We start from the raw sequence: 18323 nt of genomic DNA, 5'->3' as shown, positions 1-18323 counted from the left end.
CAGACGGCCGCGCTGGCCTTTAGGCGGAGCCCTGAACATAGCCAGCGCCTCCCCGGCCATGGGCTAGGGAGCGCCTCACGGTTGGCGCCGACCGCTGTTTGAGAGGTTTCTAAGCCTCGGAGGCGCAGGAACGCGCCTCCACCTCAAGACATAATGCGCGGGGCGTTGAAGTCAAATCGGAATTGCCCCGATCATGGCATCGCAAGCCTTGCGGTTCAGCCGTATCTGCGCCGCGCGCCCGTCGCCTTCGGCCGGCCGGAGCGCTGCGCCCTCACGCCGCGCCGCTCCCCGCCGCTCCCGGAAAGAAGCTCGAACCGCAGCGCGCCGGCCACCGGCACGGCTTCCACCAGGCGCACCTCCAGCCGGTCGCCGAGCCGGAAGCTTTTTCGCGAGCGGCTGCCGACGAGCGCATGCAGCGTCTCGTCGTAGCGGAAATAGTCCTGCCCCAGCGTCGAGGCCGGGATGAAGCCGTCGGCCCCGGTGTCGTCGAGCTTCACGAACAGGCCCGCGCCCGTCACGCCCGCGATGCGCCCCGAGAACTCGGCCCCGATCCTGTCGGCCATGAAATGCGCCACGAGCCGGTCCACGGTCTCCCGCTCCGCCGCCATGGCGCGCCGCTCCGCCGCCGATATCTGCGCCGCGATTTCCGCCAGTTCCTCGCGCGTCGTGCCGTCGGGCAGGCCGTCCGGCCCGAGCTTCAGCGCCCTTATCAGGCCGCGATGCACGACAAGATCCGCATAGCGGCGGATCGGCGAGGTGAAATGCGCGTAACGGCGCAGGTGCAGGCCGAAATGGCCGTAATTGTCGGCGGAATATTCCGCCTGCGCCTGCGTGCGCAGCACCACCTCGTTGACGAAATCGCGGTTGGGCGAATTTTCCACCAGCGCGAGGATGCGGTTGAACATCGTCGGCGTCAGCGCTCCGGTCTTCGGCGATTTGATGCCGATGGAGGCCAGCACCTCCGCGAGCGCGCGCAGCTTTTCGGCGGAGGGCTCGTCGTGCGCGCGGTAGATCAGCGGCAGGCCGGCCTGCTCCAGCGTCTCCGCCGCGCAGACATTGGCGAGGATCATGCATTCCTCGATCAGCCGGTGCGCGTCCAGCCGCTCCGGCATGATCACGCGGTCGAGCGTGCCGTCGGGCTTCAGGACGAGCTTGCGCTCCGGCAGGTCGAGCGCCAGCGGGTCGCGCTCGTCGCGCGCGTCGGTGAGCGCGGCATAGGCGTTCCACAGCGGCCGCAGGACGGTATCGAGCAGCGGCGCGGTGGTGTCGTCGGGCGTGCCGTCGATGGCCGCCTGCGCCTGGCCGTAGGCGAGCTTCGCCGCCGAGCGCATCATGATGCGGTGGAAGGAGTGGCGGCGCTTGCGGCCCTGGATGTCGATGACGATGCGCGCCGCCAGCGCCGGACGGTCCTCGTGCGGGCGCAGCGAGCCCAGATCGTTCGAGATGCGCTCCGGCAGCATCGGCACCACCCGGTCCGGGAAATAGACCGAATTGCCGCGCTCCAGCGCCGCCTTGTCGAGCGCCGTGCCGGGGCGCACATACGCCGCGACGTCCGCGATCGCCACCGTCAGGATGAAGCCGCCGGCGTTCGCCGGATCGGGGTCGGGCGCGGCATGCACCGCGTCGTCGTGGTCCCTGGCGTCGGCGGGGTCGATGGTGACGAGCGGCAGCGCGCGCCAGTCCTCGCGCGCGCTCCCTTGCGCATCGAGCCGCACGGGCCGCGCCTCCTCCGCCTCCCGCAGCGCGGCGGGCGGGAAGACATGCGGAATGTCATGCGCATGGATGGCGATCAGGCTCACGGCGCGCTCCAAGCGCAGCGATCCCAGCCGCTCCGCCACCCTGGCGTGCGAGGAGCCGAAGCGCCCGGTGCGCGCGACGGTGACGGAAACGAGGTCGCCGTCCTGCGCATCGCCCGCGTCGCCGGGGCGGATGGGAAGGTCGCGCCCGAGCAGCTTCTTGTCGACGGGTTCGAGCCGGCCGCCGGCTCCGTCGGGGCTTGCGTGGAAAATGCCGAGCACCTGCGCCCGCACCCTGGCCAGCACCTTGATGATGCGACCGATATAAGCAATTGATCCGGCTTCCGATTTTTCGGAATCCCGGTCATGGACAGGCTCTATCCGCAACAGCGCGCGGTCGCCGACGCCCGGCACCGGCTGGCCGGGCTTCGGCCGGCGGGGCAGATGCACGAGAATGCGCGGCGCGCGTACCGTGCCGCCGGCGTCGTCCCATTCGGCGGGCCTGGCGATGAGTTCGCCGTCGCTGTCGCGGGCGGTGATGTCGGCGAGCACGACGGGCGGCAGCGTGCCGGCGCGATGCAGGGTTTTCTGGCGGCGGTCGATCTCGCCCTCGTCCTCAAGCTCGCGCAGGATGCGCTTGAGCCAGATGCGCTGGCCGCCGCCGATGCCGAAGGCGCGCGCGATTTCCCGCTTGCCGACCTTTCCGGGCGACTCGGCGATGAAGCCGACGATCTGCTCTTTCGTGGGCAGAAACGCTTCCGGCGAATCGGCGGCGGACGCCTCCGGCGTGCGGGCGCGGAGACGCGTCTTGCGGGTTCCGGCGGCGGTCGCGGTTGCGGGGCGGTTCCTGATCTGTCTGGCCACTACGATCCATCCATGCCGGGATCTGTCCATGCCGGCTGTCACGGCGAAAACGAGCCTTCTTGTCGCACGTCGCGCGCCGTTGCGCCAGCGGGTCGAGTCGCTTGCGTTTCGCGCCGGATGCGTTCAGAGGGATGTCATGAGCGATCATCCCACGCGCGATGTCGGCTTTGGCGTCTACGTCCATTGGCCGTTCTGCGCCTCGAAATGTCCCTATTGCGATTTCAACAGCCACGTCCGCCATCAGCCGGTGGACGAGGCGCGCTTCGCCGCGGCCTTCGCGCGCGAGATCGCCCACAACGCGGCGCTCGCGCCGGGGCGCGCGGTGACGTCCGTCTTCTTCGGCGGCGGCACGCCCTCGCTGATGAAACCGGCGACCATCGCCGCCATTCTCGACGCCATCGCCGGCCACTGGCGCATCGCGCCCGGCGCCGAGATCACGCTGGAGGCCAATCCCACCAGCGTCGAGGCCGGGCGTTTTCGCGGCTATCGGGCGGCCGGCGTCAACCGCGTGTCGCTCGGCGTGCAGGCGCTCGACGACGCCGATCTGCGCGCGCTCGGCCGCCGTCACACGGTGGCGGAGGCGCTCGCCGCCGTGAAGCTGGCGGCGGAAAACTTCGAGCGCTATTCCTTCGATCTGATCTACGCCCGGCCGCGCCAGACGCCCGCCGCATGGGCGGCGGAGCTTGAGCGGGCGATCGCGCATGCGGTGGAACACCTGTCGCTCTACCAGCTCACCATCGAGCCCGGCACCTGGTATGCCCGCCTGCACGCGGCGGGCAAGCTGGTGGTGCCGGATGACGAGGCGGCGCGCGATCTTTATGACGTGACGCAGGAGGTCTGCGCCCGCCACGGCCTGCCGGCCTACGAGGTGTCGAACCATGCCCGCGCGGGCGCGGAGAGCCGCCACAACCTGCTTTACTGGCGCTACGGCGAATATGCGGGGGTCGGCCCCGGCGCGCACGGGCGGCTCGTCACCAACGAGGGGCGCATGGCGCTCTCCACCGAGCGCAGCCCCGAGGATTGGCTGGCGCTGGTGGAGCGCGACGGCAACGCGATCGTCGAGCGGGAATGCCTCGACATGGAAACGCAGGCGGACGAGTTCCTGCTCATGGGCCTGCGGCTGACGGAGGGCATCGACACCGCCCGCTACGCCGCTTTCGCCGGCCGGCCCCTGCGGGCGGAAAAGCTGCGTTTTCTCGAAGAGCAGGGCCTTGTCGCGCTCTCCGGCGGCCGCTTGCGCGCCACCGCCGCCGGCCTGCCGGTGCTCAACGCGGTGATCGCGGAGCTGGCGGCATAACCCTACCGCTTCGCCTCGTTGAGCGCGTCGCGCAGCGCGGTGCCGAGGCTCGCCTTTTCGTGGGGCGAGAGCGCGTCGCCCACCGTCACCCGCTCGCCGCGCGAGACGAAGGCGAGCCTCTCCACGCCCGATTCGACATGTGCCGTCTGTTCGAGGCGCGTCCAGAGCGGGTTGAAGCGCCATTCCCGCCAGATGCCGCGATGGCTCACCTTGCGCAGCAGCAGTTCGACGCGCGACAGCCAGACTTCCTCGAAGGATTCCGCCCGGCGGAAGTTGATGCGGAAGGCGATGTAGAGCGCCGCGAGATCGAGACCGAAAAAACCCGCCACCGGCCATGCGCCCATCAGCACGAAGGGCAGGCTGGAAATCACGCTCGCCAGGCAGACGAGCGTCATGGTAATGCGGAACGCCTGCCGCCCCATCGACCGGTGCGGGGTGATGCGGGCGGCGAACAGCGTCGCGTCAGGCGCATTCGCGGCGGGAGTGTCGGCCGGGTTCATGTCATGTCACGCTTTCAGCCCGTCACCTTAGAGTGCGTTCCGATTGAATGGAATCATTTAATCGATCGGAATTCACTCAAAATCAAAAAGTTAGAGGATTTTGCGTTTCAGCGAAACGCGGAAAGCCTCTAATCGCATCAAAGCGAAAAGTGTAAACGCTTTCCGGAGAAACGCGATGCGTCAACAAATGGATGGAGCGAATCGTAAAAGCCGTGACCACTGTCGACAGCCCCTCTCCCGTCGATGCCGCGACCGTGGCGGAGATCTTTCATCGCTTCGAGCAGGCCGATCCCGAGCCGAAAGGCGAGCTTGAATACACCAGCCCCTTCACGCTGCTCGTCGCGGTGGCGCTTTCCGCGCAGGCGACGGACGTCGGCGTCAACAAGGCCACGCGCGCCCTGTTCGCCGTCGCCGACACGCCGGAAAAGATGGTGGCGCTCGGCGAGGAGCGGTTGCGCGACTATATCAAGACCATCGGCCTCTTCCGCAACAAGGCGAAGAACGTCGTCGCGCTCTCGAAAATGCTGATCGACCGCTTCGATTCCACCGTGCCGCAGACGCGCGAGGAACTGGAGCAACTGCCCGGCGTGGGGCGCAAGACGGCCAATGTCGTGCTCAACATCGCCTTCGGCCAGCCGACCATCGCGGTCGACACGCACCTGTTCCGCGTGTCGAACCGCATTCCGCTGGCTCCCGGCGCGACCCCGCTCGCCGTGGAACTGGGGCTCGCGGCCATCGTGCCGGCCCGTTACCGCCGGCATGCGCACCACTGGCTCATCCTGCACGGGCGCTACGTCTGCAAGGCGCGCAAGCCCGAATGCCCGAAGTGCATCATCAACGACTTATGTCGTTATGAGCCGAAAACCGCTTGACTCTTCGCCGGGAACAACGGTCACGGAAACGGGAATCACGGTCACGGAACCCGCTTTCACGCCCGCTGACCCTGCGCGCGGCGGCGCTCGATGGCGTCCCAGATGATGGCGGCGACATCCGGCCCGCCGTTGCGCCGGATCGCACGGATGCCGGTGGGCGAGGTGACGTTGATCTCGGTGAGCCAACCGTCGATCACATCGATGCCGACGAACAGCAGCCCGCGTTCGCGCAGATGCGGGCCGATGGTCTCGCAGATCTCGCGCTCACGCTCCGTCAGCTCGGCGGCGACCGCGGCCCCACCCCTTACCATGTTGGAACGTATATCGTTTTCGGCCGGCACGCGGTTGACGGCCCCGGCATGTTCGCCATCGGCGAGGATGATGCGCTTGTCACCGAACTTCACCTGCGGCAGAAATTTCTGCACTACCCAAGGTTCGCGGAAGGTGACGGAAAAGAGATCGAAGAGCGAGCCGAAATTGCCGTCCTGCTCGTTGACCTGGAACACCGCCGCGCCGCCGTGGCCGTAAAGCGGCTTCATCACGATGACGCCGTGCTCGCGGCGGAAAGCCTCGATGTCGTCCTTGTCGCGGGTGATCAGCGTGGGTGGCATCAATTCGGGAAAAGCGGTCACGAAAACCTTCTCCGGCGCGTTGCGGACGGCGGCCGGATCGTTGACCACAAAGGTTTTCGGGTGGATACGCTCCAGCAGGTGCGTGGAGGTGATGTAGGCGAGATCGAAGGGCGGGTCCTGCCGCAGCAGCACGACGTCGGTCTCGCTCTCGAGGTCGATGCGGCGCGCCTCGCCGAGGGTGGCGTGGCCGGGCGCGGCGGTGTCGCGCACGGTGAGCGGGCGCACCTTCGCGGTGACGCGGCTGTCGCGCAGCGAGAGCGAGTCCGGCGTGTAGTACAGCAGTTCGTGCCCGCGCGCCTGCGCCTCCAGCAGCAGGGCGAAGGTGGAATCGCCCGCCACATTGATATGCTCGATCGGGTCCATCTGGACGGCCACGACAAGACTCATCGCCTAATGCTCCACTTGAATTGATACGTCCCGATTTATGCGGCTCCGGCGCGCGGCCCGCAATCGCAAAACGTTCAGTCCAGATAAAGCGTCATGACATCGCGCACATGGCGCGGCAGGCCCTTGCGGCCGACGAACACGGCGTCGCAGCGCAGGGTCATCGGCATCGCCCAGGCGTTGCGCGCCAGCCAGTGACGGACGGCGCCCACGATGCGCCGCTGCTTGTCGGCGGTGATGGCCTGGCGGGCATCGTCGAGCGCGGCGCGCGCCTTCACCTCGACGAAAGCGACGGTGTTGCCGCGCTGCGCGACGATATCGATCTCGCCGCCTCCGGCGCGGTAGCGGCGCGAGAGGATGCGATAGCCCTTCAGCATCAGCAGGAAGGCGGCGAGCCTTTCGGCCTGCAAGCCCGCGTCGTGCGTCGCGGCGCGTCTGGCGTCCGCCGTTCGCCTCGTCATGGCGCCGGCGGCTCGCCGTCGTCGTCCGGGCGGGCGGCGGTCAGTTGCAGCGCGCGGGCATAGACCTCGCGTTTCGGCTGCCCCGTCTCCGCGGAAACGATGGCGGCGGCGTCCTTGACGCTGTGGCGCGCGAGGGCGGCGGCAAGGCGCGTGTCGAGATCGGCCTGCGACAGCGCCCGCGCATCCGCGCCCGGCGGGCCGACCAGCACCACGATCTCCCCCTTGGGCGTTTCCTGCGCGTAGCTTTGCGCCAGCGCCGGCAATGTGTCCCGCCGCACTTCTTCGTAAAGCTTCGTCAGTTCGCGCGCCACGGCGGCGGGGCGCTCGCCGAGCACGGCGGCGGCATCGGCCAGCATGTCGCCGACCCGGCGCGGCGATTCGAAGAAGACCAGCGTCGCCGGCACCTCGCCCAGCGCCGCCAGCCGCGCCCGGCGCGGGCCGCTCCTGACGGGCAGGAACCCCTCGAAGAAAAAGCGATCGGTCGGCAGGCCGGAAACGACGAGCGCCGTGAGCACGGCGGAAGGGCCGGGATTCGACGTGACCCGGATGCCGTGCGCCAGCGCATCCTCGACGAGCCGATAGCCGGGATCGGAGACGAGCGGCGTGCCGGCGTCCGACACCAGCGCCAGCGCCTCTCCCGCTTGCAGGCGGGCGAGAACCTTGGGGCGCATCTGCTCCGCGTTGTGCTCGTGATAGCCGATGAGCGGCGTGGTGATGCCGTAATGGGCGAGCAGCACCTTGGTGACGCGCGTGTCTTCGGCGAGCACGGCGTCGGCGGCCGCGAGGGTGCCGAGCGCGCGGAAGGTGATGTCCTTGAGGTTGCCGATGGGCGTCGCGACGATATGCAGCCCCGGCGCGATCGGCTCCGCCTCCGCGGCGAGGCCGAAGGCGGTGAAATGCGAGGCGGACGGCACGGCGCCGGGCAGGGAAGCGGGCGGGGCGCGAAGCGGCGCGGGAGTCGGCGCATTCGTCGCGCTGTCGGTTTCTGGCGCTGGCGCGCGCTTGTCATCGCTCATGTCATCAACATCCTGTTCACGCCCGCCGCGTCTTCGGCCGCGTGCGCGATCGCGGTTCGCGGCCTGTGGCATGGCACAAGCATGGCACGGGACCGGGCCGCCGATAAATGGGGATAGCAGCCCGCGGCGCGCCCGACAATGGCGCCTGCGCGAGGGCGACGTTTTCGCCGTGACGTAAACGGGTGTTAAGCTTTGATTGCGAAACAGCGACAGGTCGGTAGTATCGGCAACGTTTGCGCATTGCGCTTGTATCGGCCTTGCGTCGGCCCCCCGCAAGATTGTATCGGAAGGATGCACGCTTGCGTTGTGAGTGAGCCTGTCTTGTCCGTAGCCAGGGAGAGTTCCGTGATCCGAGCGTTCAACCGCAGTCTGCCAGCCAAATCTTCACGATCGGACGCTTGCCGGCCGCAGACTTGCCGGCCGCAGATCGGGGCGCCGGAGTCGCGCGCGCGGCGTGCGGGGCTCAGGAGCCTTGCCGCCGCCCTGTGCGCGGGATTGATGCTTGCCGGCTGCTCCTCCGGTTCCGGCGGGCTTTTCGGCCTCGGCGGCGCGGATGACGGCGCCGCGTCCGGGGCTGTGGCCGACAGCGTGATCGGCGCGGGATCGGTGAAGGTGGCGCTGGTGCTGCCGCTGTCGGCGCAGGGCGGCGCGGGTGCGACGGCGCAATCGCTGCGCAACGCGGCGGAACTCGCCATCAGCGAATTCAACGAGCCGGACATCCAGATTCTGGTGCGCGACGATCGCGGCTCGGAAGCCGGCGCGCGCGAGGCGACGCGCGCCGCGATCGGCCAGGGGGCGGAGCTGGTGCTCGGCCCGCTGTTCTCGGCCTCCACCGCCGCGGCGGGCTCCGTCGCGCGGCAGCAGGGCCGGCCGGTCATCTCCTTCTCCACCGACAGCAACGTCGCCCAGCCGGGCGTGTACCTGCTGAGCTTCCTGCCGGAAACGGAGGTGGATCGCATCATCCGCTTCGCGTCCCAGCGGGGCCGTCGCTCGTTCGCGGCGCTCATTCCCGACAACGCCTACGGGCAGGTCGTGCGGGCGGCGTTCCAGGAGACGGTCGCGGCCACGGGCGGGCGTGTCGTCGCCATCGAATCCTACGCCGCCGACCGCTCCAACCTGCCGCAGGCCGTGCAGCGCATCGCCGCGAGCGCCGGCCGCGCGGATGCGCTGTTCCTGCCCGATAACGCCGATACGCTGCCGAGCATCGCGCAATACCTGCGCGCGGCGGGCGTCGATACGGGGCGGGTGAAACTGCTCGGCACGTCGCTGTGGAACGACCAGCGCGCGCTGGCGGCGCCCGGCCTTCAGGGCGGCTGGTTCGCCGCTCCCGACGGCGCGGGCTTCAACGCCTTCGCGCAGCGCTACCGCGCGAAATACGGCGCGGAGCCGGCGCGCATCGCGAGCCTGACGTATGACGCGGTGTCGCTGGCGGCGGCGCTCGTGCGCACGCAGGGGTCGCAGCGCTTCTCCACCGCCGTGCTGACCAACCGGGCTGGCTTCGCCGGCGCGGACGGCGTGTTCCGCTTCAACACGAACGGCACCAACGATCGTGCGCTGGCGGTGCTGGAAGTGCGCCAGAACGCGGCTGTCACCGTGAGCGCCGCGCCGCGCGAGCTGCGCTGACGCTTCTTCAACAGAGGGCGGGGGCGCCGCGCTCCCGCCCGAGGGCGCGTTTTCCGCAGGCGCATTTGTGCCCCGAGCCTTGCGTCGCGGCCCCGCTTGCCGGGGCGTCGCTTCAGGCTGGAACGCTAAGGGCGAGCGTGGCGGGCGTGGTGTCGGCGGCGGCGCTCGTTTCCGCCCTGCCGGAAGGTTGTCCCGGCACGAAGCGCACGGCCCCGCTCGCGACGAGGGCGAGCGCGCGGGGATAAAGCCCGTGCTCCTGCACGAGCACGCGCGCCGCCAGCATCTCCGGCGTGTCGCCCGGCAGCACCGGCACGGCCGCCTGCGCGATGATGGGGCCGGCATCCACCTCGGGTTCCACGAAATGCACCGTGCAGCCGTGCAGGCGCACGCCGGCCTCGAGCGCGCGTTCATGGGTCCGCGTGCCGGGGAAGGAGGGCAGCAGCGACGGGTGGATGTTGACGAGCCGCCCGAGCCAGCGCCCGACGAACCACGGCGTGAGAATGCGCATGAAGCCGGCGAGGCAGACGAGCTCGATGCCGTGCGCGGCAAGCCGCGCGTCGAGCGCATGCTCGAAAGCTTCGCGATCGCGCCCGAAGGGTTTGTGATCGACGGTTTCCGTCGCGATCCCCGCCTCGCGGGCGGTGGCAAGGCCCCCCGCGTCCGGCCGGTTCGCGGCGACGAGCACGATCTCGGCGGGAAAGTCCGCTGCCGCCGCCGCCGTCAGCAGCGCGGCCATGTTGGAGCCGCGCCCGGAAATCAGCACCGCCGTGCGCAGCCGCCCGGTCGTCGCGCCGGTCACAGCGCCAGCCCGCCGGCGGTGACGACGCGCGGTCCCTCGCCCGCCTCGGTGATTTCACCGATCGGCGCCGGCGCCTCGCCCTCGGCGATCAGCGCCTGCGTCACCGCATCGGCCTGCCCGGCCGCCACGATGACGACCATGCCGATGCCGCAGTTGAAAGTGCGCAGCATCTCCGCTTCCGCCACGCCGCCGGTGCGGGCGAGCCAGCCGAATACCGGCGGCGGCGCGATGCGGCCGAGATCGAGCCGCGCGGCCGTGCCTTCCGGCAGCACGCGCGGAATGTTGTCGATGAAGCCGCCGCCGGTGATGTGGGCGAGGCCCTTGATGGCGTCCGTGCGGCGCAGGGCCGCGAGCAGCGGGCGCACATAAATGCGCGTGGGCTCCAGCAGCGCCTCGCCGAGGGATTTTCCAGGCGCGAACGGCGCGGGCGCGTCCCAGCCGAGACCGGCGGCGGAGACGATGCGGCGCACGAGCGAGAACCCGTTCGAATGAACGCCGGAGGAGGGCAGGCCGAGGATGACGTCGCCCGGCCCGATGTCGCCGCGCGGCAGCAGCCCGCCGCGCTCCGCGGCTCCCACGGCGAAACCGGCGAGGTCGTAGTCGCCGTGGCCGTAGAGGCCCGGCATTTCCGCCGTCTCGCCGCCGAGCAGGGCGCATCCCGCCTGCCGGCAACCTTCGGCGATGCCCTGCACGATGAGGGCGCCCTCGCGCGGGTCGAGCTTGCCGGTGGCGTAATAATCGAGGAAGAACAGCGGCTCCGCGCCCTGCACGACGAGATCGTTGACGCACATGGCGACGAGATCGATGCCGATCGTCTCGTGGCGGCCGGTCTCGATGGCGATCTTGACTTTCGTGCCGACGCCGTCGTTGGCGGCGACGAGGATCGGGTCGGTATAGCCGGCGGCTTTCAGGTCGAACAGGCCGCCGAAGCCGCCGATGGTGCCGTCCGCGCCGGGGCGGCGCGTCGTGCGCACGAGCGGCTTGATCGCTTCCACCATGGCGTTGCCGGCGTCGATGTCGACGCCCGCCTGCGCGTAGGTCAATCCGTTCCTGTCCGGTTCGTCATGTTCGGTCTGCGACATCGCTGCAATTCCCGCTGCTGCCCTTCATCAGGCACCTACGCTGCCGGAAGCTCAAAGGCAAGGGGCAAGCCCCGGAAACCGTGGCAGGCCAACCCGCCCGCGCTCGTGCGCCGGACCGGGCCTGCCGCATGAATCGCTTCCGTCTTCATCCCTCTGCGCGATTTGCATCTCTTTGTGCAACTTGCGCCCGATTCGCGCATTGACGCCGATGCTCCCGGTCTGCGATGGGCCTGACCGTTTCTCAACGGGTCAAGCTCGCCGAGAAGCGGTATAAGGCGAATGCGAGTTGCTATTGTGCCCTTTCAGGGCCGCGCGGCGAGGAAGGCGCGGCCCGCAAGCCGGAGGACGAGCGTCCTTATCATGACGATTCCCAACCTGATCACGATCGTGCGGTTGCTGCTGGTGCCTGTCATCGTGGTGTCGATCGGCGCCGGGGCATGGGTCGCGGCCTTCACGCTTTTTGTGATCGCCGGCCTCTCCGATGGCGTCGACGGCTACATCGCGCGCCGGTTCGACATGCGCAGCGAACTCGGCGCCTATCTCGACGCCGTCGCCGACAAGGCCCTGCTGGTGTCGATCTACGTCTCGCTCGCCATCGCCGGCGTGCTGCCGGGGTGGATGGCGATTCTCGTCGTCTCGCGCGATGTGCTGATTCTGATGGCCGTCGTCATCTCCTGGCTGATGGCGCGGCCGGTGGCGATCAGCCCGCTGCTGGTCAGCAAGCTGAACACGGCGGCGCAGATCGGGCTCGCCGCGCTCGCCCTCGGCAGCCTCGGGCTCACGGGCGCGGGGCCGGACGCGGCCGCGCCGTGGCTGTTCAATGCGGGCATGGCCGCCGTCGTCGTCTTGACGCTTGCTTCTGCGGGCGCCTATCTCGCACTGTGGCTTCGTCATATGGCCGAATGAAAAATCGGTATTAGATGGTGCGGAAGCGGATATTCTTCGCGCGATGCGCCGGCGGGAACGGAGTTGGCGGAAATGAACTGGCGGATGACTGACTTCTCCCCTGTCGAGCGTCAGATGCGCTTCTGGATCGTGGCGCTGGCGGTGCTGCTCGTCGGGGTTTACCTGCTGCGGGGCATCCTGCTGCCCTTCGTCGCCGGGCTGGCGCTCGCCTATGTTCTCGATCCGGTGGCGACGCGGCTGGAGCGGATCGGCATGGGGCGGCTCACCGCCTCGCTCCTGATCCTGCTGCTCTTCGTGCTGGCCTTCATTCTCTCGCTGCTGCTGCTGCTGCCGGTGGTGGTCAACCAGTTCGGCGTGCTGATCGAGAACCTCCCGGCGAATGCGAGGCGTCTGCAACAGCTCGCGGTGGAATACGGCGGCCCGCTGGTCGAGCGTCTCGGCGGGCAGGAGGCGCTGGCCAACGTGGAGCGCTCGCTGACCGATCTCGTCGGGCAGGCGGCGCGGTGGATGGGCACCTTCGCCACCTCGCTGTGGTCGGGCGGCCAGGCGGTGATGAGCGTATTCGCGTTGCTGGTCGTGACGCCGGTCGTCGCCTTCTACCTGCTGGTCGATTGGGGGCGGATGGTCGAGACGATCGACAGCTGGCTGCCGCGCCGCCATGCCGATACCATCCGCACGCTGGCGCAGGACATGAACGGCGCCATCGCCGGTTTCATCCGCGGACAGGCGCTGGTGTGCTTCGTCCTCGGCTCGTTCTACGCCATCGCGTTGACCGCCATCGGGCTGAACTTCGGCCTGCTGATCGGTCTTGTCAGCGGCGCGCTGACCTTCATTCCCTATGTCGGCTCGTTCACCGGCTTCGTCCTGTCGGTGGGGGTGGCGCTGGTGCAGTTCTGGCCGGAATGGACGATGATCGCCGTCACCGTCGGCATCTTCCTGTTCGGCCAGTTCGTGGAGGGCAACATCCTGTCGCCCAAGCTCGTGGGCGACGCGGTGGGGCTGCATCCGGTGTGGCTGATGTTCGCGCTGGTGGCCTTCGGCTCGCTGTTCGGCTTCGTGGGCCTGCTGCTCGCGGTGCCGATCGCCGCCGCCATCGGCGTGCTGACGCGTTTCGCGCTGCAACTCTACCTGGCGAGCCCCCTCTACACCGGCGTGGAGGAGGAGCAGGCGCCGCGGATTCGCCTCGATGTCTGACGCCTTCGGCCCGCAAGTGCCGCGGCAACTGCCGCTGGACCTGCCGGTGGAGCCGCGTCTCGGCGCGGAGGATTTCCTGGTCGGCCCGGCCAACGCGCAGGCGTTCGCGATGATCGAGAGCTGGCCGGCCTGGCCGGACGGGCTGTTGCGCGTCATCGGCCCGGCGGGCTCGGGCAAGACGCATCTCGCCGCGATCTGGGCGCGGCGGGCAGGCGGGCGCATCGTGCCGGCGGGGGCTGTCGCGGCCGGGAATGTCGAGGAACTCGCGCGGGCGAGCGCGCTCGTGGTCGAGGACGCGGACCGGACGCCGCTCGACGAACATGCGATGTTTCACCTGCTCAACGTGGTGCGGCGCACGGGCGCCTCCATGCTGATCACGGCGCGCGGCGCGCCGGAGGCCTGGGGGCTCGCCACGCCCGATCTGCTGTCGCGCCTGCGCCTGTCGCCCTCCGTGGCCATCGAGCCGCCCGACGACGTCCTGCTGCGGGCCGTGCTGGTGAAGCTCTTCCTGGACCGGCAACTCGTCGTCGACGCCAACGTGATCGAGGCGCTCGGGCGGCGCATGGAGCGCTCGCTCGCGGCGGCGCGGGAGCTTGTGGAGGTGCTGGACCGCGAGGCGCTGAGCGTCGGGCGGCGCATTACCCGCACTTTTGCCCTCGAAGTGCTGGACCGCGTGGCCGGCGATGGCGCCTAGCAGGTGTTTCGTGTTGTGGTTTCATGATTTTTCGTCGTGGAAATGTCGCACAAGATTGCGACAACGCGGCTTGAGTGCGGATAATGGCGGGCGAGCATCGAACGCGGCCAGGGACGAAGGTGGAGATTCACCATGACGGATATCGAAGCGGTTCAGAACGTGGCAAACGAGGACACCGGGATTCGCGCCGATGCGGGCGCTCCCGAGGCGGAGGCCGCCGGCGCGGAGCTGCTCGGTTCGCCGGAGCGTCTGGTCAACCGGGAGCTGTCCTGGTTGCAGTTCAACCGGCGCGTTCTGGAAGAGGCGTCCAACCGCCGCCATCCGCTGCTGGAACAGCTTCGCTTCCTGTCGATTTCCGCCAACAACCTCGATGAATTCTTCATGGTTCGCGTGGCGGGCGTGCGCGGCCAGCTCCGCTCGGGCGTGTCGGTTCTCTCGCAGGACGGCCTGACGCCGGCCGAGCAGCTCGCGCGCATCGGCGCCGAGGTCGCGAAGCTTGCCAGCGACCAGCAGAAGCGCTGGCTGGAGCTGCGCGAGGAACTCGTCGAGAACGCCATCGTGCTGATCGACGCCGAGGAACTGACGCGCGCCGAGCTGAACTGGCTCGACGACTACTTCCTGCATTACGTGTTCCCGGTGGTGACGCCGCTCGCCATCGACCCGGCGCATCCCTTCCCCTTCATCCCGAACCTCGGCTTCTCGCTGGCGCTCTCGCTGCATCGCCAGAGCGACAACAAGACGCTGAACGCGCTGATCCGCATTCCGAGCAAGGTGCAGCGCTTCATCAAGCTGCCCGATTTCGCCGAGACGGGCGCGTCCCGCTTCATCGTGCTGGAGCAGGTGCTCGTGCTGTTCGTCAACCGTCTCTTCCCCGGCTATTCCGTGCAGGGGCAGGGCGGTTTCCGCGTCGTGCGTGATTCCGACCTCGAGATCGAGGAAGAGGCGGAGGATCTGGTGCGCGTGTTCGAGACGGCGCTCAAGCAGCGCCGGCGCGGCGTCGTCATCCGGCTGGAGCTGGAGGGCGCCATGCCGGAGAACCTGCGTGATTTCGTCGCCAAGGAGTTGAACGTGCTGCCGGACGAGATCTTCGTCTCCACCGGCATGCTGGCGCTGAACGAGCTGTCGCAGCTCGTCGGCCTCGACCGGCCCGACCTCAAGTTCACGCCCTACAATCCGCGCTATCCCGAGCGCATCCGCGAGCACGCGGGCGATTGCTTCGCCGCGATCCGCGAGAAGGACCTGATCGTCCATCACCCCTACGAGTCCTTCGACGTGGTGGTGCAGTTCCTCCAGCAGGCGGCGCGCGATCCCAACGTGGTCGCCATCAAGCAGACGCTCTACCGCACCTCCTCCGACTCGCCCATCGTCAAGGCGCTGGCGGAAGCCGCCGAGGCCGGCAAGTCCGTCACCGCCCTGGTGGAGCTGAAGGCGCGCTTCGACGAGGAGGCGAACATCCGCTGGGCGCGCGATCTGGAGCGCGCCGGCGCGCAGGTCGTGTTCGGCTTCATCGAGCTCAAGACGCACGCCAAGCTGTCGTCGGTGGTGCGCCGCGAGGCCGGCCAGCTCGTCACCTACTGCCATGTCGGCACCGGCAATTATCACCCGATCACGGCGCGCATCTATACGGACCTGTCGTTCTTCACCGCCGATCCGGCGGTCGCGCGCGACGTCGCCCGCATCTTCAACTTCATCACCGGCTATGCCGAGCCGGCGGAGCTGGAGCGCATGGCCGTCTCGCCGCTCACCATCAAGCCGCGCATCCTTCAGCATCTGCGGGAAGAGATCGAGCATGTGAAAGCCGGCCGTGCCGGCTCCGTGTGGCTGAAGTGCAATTCGCTGGTCGACACCGAGGTCATCGACGCGCTTTACGAGGCGAGTCGGGCGGGCGTGCAGATCGATCTCGTCGTGCGCGGCATCTGCTGCCTGCGCCCCGGCGTGCCCGGCCTGTCGGAAAATATCCGCGTCAAGTCGATTGTCGGCCGCTTCCTCGAACACAGCCGCATCTACGCTTTCGGCAACGGTCAGGAGCTGCCTAACCCGCAGGCGCATCTGTATATTTCCTCCGCCGACCTCATGCAGCGCAACCTCGACCGGCGTGTGGAAGCCATGTGCCCGATCTCGAACCCGACCGTTCATCAACAGGTTCTCGACCAAATTATGCTTGCCAATTTGCTCGATAACGAGCAGAGCTGGTCCATCCTCCCGGATGGGAAGAGCACGCGCATCCAGCCTGCCGAGGGTGAGGAGCCGTTCAACGCCCATGAGTACTTTATGACCAACCCGAGTTTGTCTGGACGTGGAAAGTCTCTCAGAAATTCCCGCCCCCGGAGCCTCGCCAAAGGCTTCGCTGGCTGAAAGCGGTTCATTGGCCGATCGCATCTTGCCGGATAACGGCGCCGCCGTGCAGGGCGCATCCGGCGATGCGGCGCGCGCGGCGGAACGGTTGCAACAATCGGGGCGGGCCGCCAACGGCTCGCCCATTGCGATCATCGACATCGGATCGAATTCCATCCGACTGGTGATTTATGAGGAGCTGGCGCGCGCGCCGGCCCAGTTGTTCAACGAAAAGGTGCTTTGCGGGCTGGGGCGCAGCGTCGTCTCCACAGGCCGGCTGGCGGAAGATGCTGTCGAGAAGGCGCTCCGGTCGCTTGCCCGCTTCCGCATTCTGTGCGAGGCCGTCGGGGTGGAGCGCGTGCATGTGCTCGCCACCGCCGCGGCGCGCGACGCGGCCAATGGTCCCGATTTCATCGCCGAGGCGGAGCGCATTCTGGGCAGAAGGATCGAGCTTCTGTCCGGCCGGCGAGAGGCGCAGCTTTCCGCTTACGGCATCCTGTCCGGCTTTCACCATGCCGATGGCGTGGTGGGCGATCTCGGCGGCGGCAGCCTGGAGCTCGTCGACGTCATCGGCAACACGGTGGCGCAGGGCATCACGACCAAGCTCGGCGGGCTGGCGTTGCAGGATGTCACCGGCGGATCGCTGAAGCGGGCCGTCAAGGTGATCCGTGACGCGCTCGCGACCGCGGCGCCGCTCGATGCGCTGCGCGGCCGCAGCTTCTATGCGGTGGGCGGCACCTGGCGCGCGCTTGCGGCGCTGCATATGGCGCAGAAAGCCTATCCGCTGCATGTCATGCACGGTTACACCATTCCGGCGCGCGATGCGGCGGAGTTCAGCAAGCTCGTGGAGCGCGCCGACACGGACATGCTGGAATCGATCGAATCCGTCTCCGAAGCACGCCGTCCCCTGCTCGGCTACGGCGCCTTGCTGCTCGATGAGATCATCAGGCGGGGCAAGCCCGAGTCCATCGTCATGTCGGCGCAGGGCGTGCGTGAAGGCTTCCTTTACGAATTGCTCGGCGATGAGGAGCGCCGCACCGATCCGCTGCTGGCGAGTGCCGGTGAACTTAACCGGCTGATGGCGCGTTCGCCCGTTCATGCGGCGGATCTTGTCGCCTGGACGGCGCGCCTGAGCGCCTCGCTGCATCTCGACGAGACGGAGGACGAACGCCGCCAGCGCGAGGCGGTGTGTCTGCTGTCCGATCTCGCCTGGCGCACGCATCCCGATTATCGCGGCGAGCAGAGCCTGAGCCTCATCGCCCATGCGGGGCTGACGGGCATAGACCATCCCGGCCGCGCTTTCGTCGCGCTGTCCGTCTTCTTCCGGCACGAGGGCCTGTCGCTTGACGGCGCCAGCTCACGCATGCGGGAACTCGTGTCGCCGCGCATGCTGAATCGCGCCCGTATTCTGGGCGGCATGTTGCGGGTGGCTTATCTGGTGTCGGCCGCGATGCCGGGCATACTGCCGCGCGCCCCGCTGGTGGGCAGCGGCGCCCGGCTCGTGCTGTCGCTGCCGGCCGATCTGGAGCCGCTCGCGAACGAGCGGCTGTTGAACCGCGTGCGGCAACTGGCGCGCATCGTGGGTCGCGAGCCCGCGGTGGTGACGGTGCCGAAGCCCGGCGGCGCTGTCGCGTGAACCGCCGTGCCGGACATATGAGCTGAGAAGCGAGGCGCCCCTGGGAGCGCCTTTCTTTCAAGGCGCTTTGCATTTCGTTGAAACGCGGAGCGCCTCGCAGGTTTTGATGTCGAACGGGTGAGTCGGCATGCCTTGGAGCGGCGTGCATTCAAGTGGAATCGTCACGCCGCTCTAAATTTTATATTTTACCGCAACTTGCATTCAACCCGATGGATCGATTTGAACGCAAACTGCTCTAGGCGTTGTCTGCATTCAGGGATTCCGTTTTCGTTGTGTTTCTGATTCAAGGTTGT

Annotated in this window: 15 protein-coding genes; 8 read left to right on the top strand and 7 right to left on the bottom strand. The window is 68.3% G+C overall.

Translation table 11 applies throughout. The features are described 5' to 3' along the window. Positions 1 to 215 precede the first annotated feature (215 nt). A complete protein-coding gene (gene rnr, locus ACOYJQ_RS01295) occupies positions 216 to 2630 on the bottom strand; it encodes a ribonuclease R (RefSeq protein ID WP_433455755.1) in 2415 nt (804 codons plus the stop codon). A gap of 106 nt (positions 2631 to 2736) precedes the next feature. Here rnr and hemW point away from each other — a divergent pair, with 106 nt between their 5' ends. Next, positions 2737 to 3897: a radical SAM family heme chaperone HemW gene (hemW, locus tag ACOYJQ_RS01290; protein WP_433455753.1), complete on the top strand. Its 1161-nt coding sequence runs from the start codon at positions 2737 to 2739 to the stop codon at positions 3895 to 3897. Positions 3898 to 3899: 2 nt separating this feature from the next. Here the strand turns inward: hemW and ACOYJQ_RS01285 are convergent, their stop codons facing one another. Beyond that, on the bottom strand, positions 3900 to 4397 hold the full coding sequence (locus ACOYJQ_RS01285; RefSeq protein ID WP_433455751.1) for a DUF2244 domain-containing protein: 498 nt from the start codon (positions 4395 to 4397) through the stop codon (positions 3900 to 3902). A 191-nt stretch (positions 4398 to 4588) separates the two neighbouring features. On the opposite strand from ACOYJQ_RS01285, the gene nth reads away from it, so the two are divergent. Beyond that, complete coding sequence (nth, locus tag ACOYJQ_RS01280; RefSeq protein ID WP_433455749.1) at positions 4589 to 5269, top strand: endonuclease III; 681 nt, start codon at positions 4589 to 4591, stop codon at positions 5267 to 5269. Between the two features lie 56 nt (positions 5270 to 5325). Here the strand turns inward: nth and gshB are convergent, their stop codons facing one another. From gshB to rsmI, 3 genes are all read right to left on the bottom strand, one after another. Next, complete coding sequence (gene gshB, locus ACOYJQ_RS01275; RefSeq protein ID WP_433455747.1) at positions 5326 to 6288, bottom strand: glutathione synthase; 963 nt, start codon at positions 6286 to 6288, stop codon at positions 5326 to 5328. A gap of 74 nt (positions 6289 to 6362) precedes the next feature. Beyond that, complete coding sequence (locus ACOYJQ_RS01270) at positions 6363 to 6746, bottom strand: YraN family protein (RefSeq protein ID WP_433455745.1); 384 nt, start codon at positions 6744 to 6746, stop codon at positions 6363 to 6365. Next, positions 6743 to 7762 carry a 16S rRNA (cytidine(1402)-2'-O)-methyltransferase gene (gene rsmI / locus ACOYJQ_RS01265; RefSeq protein WP_433455743.1) on the bottom strand — a complete coding sequence of 340 codons (1020 nt, stop codon included), beginning with the start codon at positions 7760 to 7762 and terminating at the stop codon, positions 6743 to 6745. The genes ACOYJQ_RS01270 and rsmI overlap by 4 nt, the downstream gene beginning before the upstream one ends. A gap of 498 nt (positions 7763 to 8260) precedes the next feature. On the opposite strand from rsmI, the gene ACOYJQ_RS01260 reads away from it, so the two are divergent. Next, complete coding sequence (locus ACOYJQ_RS01260) at positions 8261 to 9385, top strand: penicillin-binding protein activator (RefSeq protein WP_433455741.1); 1125 nt, start codon at positions 8261 to 8263, stop codon at positions 9383 to 9385. 112 nt (positions 9386 to 9497) lie between these two features. Here ACOYJQ_RS01260 and purN read toward each other — a convergent pair whose 3' ends face one another. Together purN and purM are read right to left on the bottom strand one after the other, a co-directional pair. Next, complete coding sequence (gene purN, locus ACOYJQ_RS01255) at positions 9498 to 10121, bottom strand: phosphoribosylglycinamide formyltransferase (protein ID WP_433456395.1); 624 nt, start codon at positions 10119 to 10121, stop codon at positions 9498 to 9500. A gap of 59 nt (positions 10122 to 10180) precedes the next feature. Continuing rightward, complete coding sequence (gene purM / locus ACOYJQ_RS01250) at positions 10181 to 11266, bottom strand: phosphoribosylformylglycinamidine cyclo-ligase (protein WP_433455740.1); 1086 nt, start codon at positions 11264 to 11266, stop codon at positions 10181 to 10183. Positions 11267 to 11626: 360 nt separating this feature from the next. Here purM and ACOYJQ_RS01245 point away from each other — a divergent pair, with 360 nt between their 5' ends. The 5 genes from ACOYJQ_RS01245 (at position 11627) to ppx (ending at position 18030) form a co-directional block, all read left to right on the top strand. Continuing rightward, complete coding sequence (locus ACOYJQ_RS01245; RefSeq protein ID WP_433455738.1) at positions 11627 to 12172, top strand: CDP-alcohol phosphatidyltransferase family protein; 546 nt, start codon at positions 11627 to 11629, stop codon at positions 12170 to 12172. An 84-nt stretch (positions 12173 to 12256) separates the two neighbouring features. Beyond that, on the top strand, positions 12257 to 13366 hold the full coding sequence (locus ACOYJQ_RS01240; protein WP_433455736.1) for an AI-2E family transporter: 1110 nt from the start codon (positions 12257 to 12259) through the stop codon (positions 13364 to 13366). Beyond that, complete coding sequence (locus tag ACOYJQ_RS01235; protein WP_433455734.1) at positions 13359 to 14060, top strand: hypothetical protein; 702 nt, start codon at positions 13359 to 13361, stop codon at positions 14058 to 14060. Before ACOYJQ_RS01240 ends, ACOYJQ_RS01235 begins: the two co-directional genes overlap by 8 nt. A gap of 132 nt (positions 14061 to 14192) precedes the next feature. Then, the gene (locus ACOYJQ_RS01230) at positions 14193 to 16415 is read left to right on the top strand and encodes an RNA degradosome polyphosphate kinase (RefSeq protein ID WP_433455732.1); all 2223 of its coding nucleotides are present in this window, start codon (positions 14193 to 14195) and stop codon (positions 16413 to 16415) included. Between the two features lie 88 nt (positions 16416 to 16503). Further along, positions 16504 to 18030, top strand: coding sequence for an exopolyphosphatase (gene ppx / locus ACOYJQ_RS01225; RefSeq protein ID WP_433456393.1), 1527 nt, complete (start codon positions 16504 to 16506; stop codon positions 18028 to 18030). The last annotated feature ends 293 nt before the right edge of the window (positions 18031 to 18323 follow it).

The organism is Pseudochelatococcus sp., assembly GCF_050946405.1.
Taxonomy (GTDB): Bacteria; Pseudomonadota; Alphaproteobacteria; order Rhizobiales; family Beijerinckiaceae; genus Pseudochelatococcus.
This window is presented reverse-complemented; position numbering and strand designations above follow the sequence as displayed.

Coding starts and splice junctions, on each gene's coding strand:
- rnr (WP_433455755.1), bottom strand. CDS start 2,630: ATGGACAGATCCCGGCATGGATGGATCGTAGTGGCCAGACAGATCAGG.
- hemW (WP_433455753.1), top strand. CDS start 2,737: ATGAGCGATCATCCCACGCGCGATGTCGGCTTTGGCGTCTACGTCCAT.
- ACOYJQ_RS01285 (WP_433455751.1), bottom strand. CDS start 4,397: ATGAACCCGGCCGACACTCCCGCCGCGAATGCGCCTGACGCGACGCTG.
- nth (WP_433455749.1), top strand. CDS start 4,589: ATGGAGCGAATCGTAAAAGCCGTGACCACTGTCGACAGCCCCTCTCCC.
- gshB (WP_433455747.1), bottom strand. CDS start 6,288: ATGAGTCTTGTCGTGGCCGTCCAGATGGACCCGATCGAGCATATCAAT.
- ACOYJQ_RS01270 (WP_433455745.1), bottom strand. CDS start 6,746: ATGACGAGGCGAACGGCGGACGCCAGACGCGCCGCGACGCACGACGCG.
- rsmI (WP_433455743.1), bottom strand. CDS start 7,762: ATGAGCGATGACAAGCGCGCGCCAGCGCCAGAAACCGACAGCGCGACG.
- ACOYJQ_RS01260 (WP_433455741.1), top strand. CDS start 8,261: ATGCTTGCCGGCTGCTCCTCCGGTTCCGGCGGGCTTTTCGGCCTCGGC.
- purN (WP_433456395.1), bottom strand. CDS start 10,121: ATGGCCGCGCTGCTGACGGCGGCGGCGGCAGCGGACTTTCCCGCCGAG.
- purM (WP_433455740.1), bottom strand. CDS start 11,266: ATGTCGCAGACCGAACATGACGAACCGGACAGGAACGGATTGACCTAC.
- ACOYJQ_RS01245 (WP_433455738.1), top strand. CDS start 11,627: ATGACGATTCCCAACCTGATCACGATCGTGCGGTTGCTGCTGGTGCCT.
- ACOYJQ_RS01240 (WP_433455736.1), top strand. CDS start 12,257: ATGACTGACTTCTCCCCTGTCGAGCGTCAGATGCGCTTCTGGATCGTG.
- ACOYJQ_RS01235 (WP_433455734.1), top strand. CDS start 13,359: ATGTCTGACGCCTTCGGCCCGCAAGTGCCGCGGCAACTGCCGCTGGAC.
- ACOYJQ_RS01230 (WP_433455732.1), top strand. CDS start 14,193: ATGACGGATATCGAAGCGGTTCAGAACGTGGCAAACGAGGACACCGGG.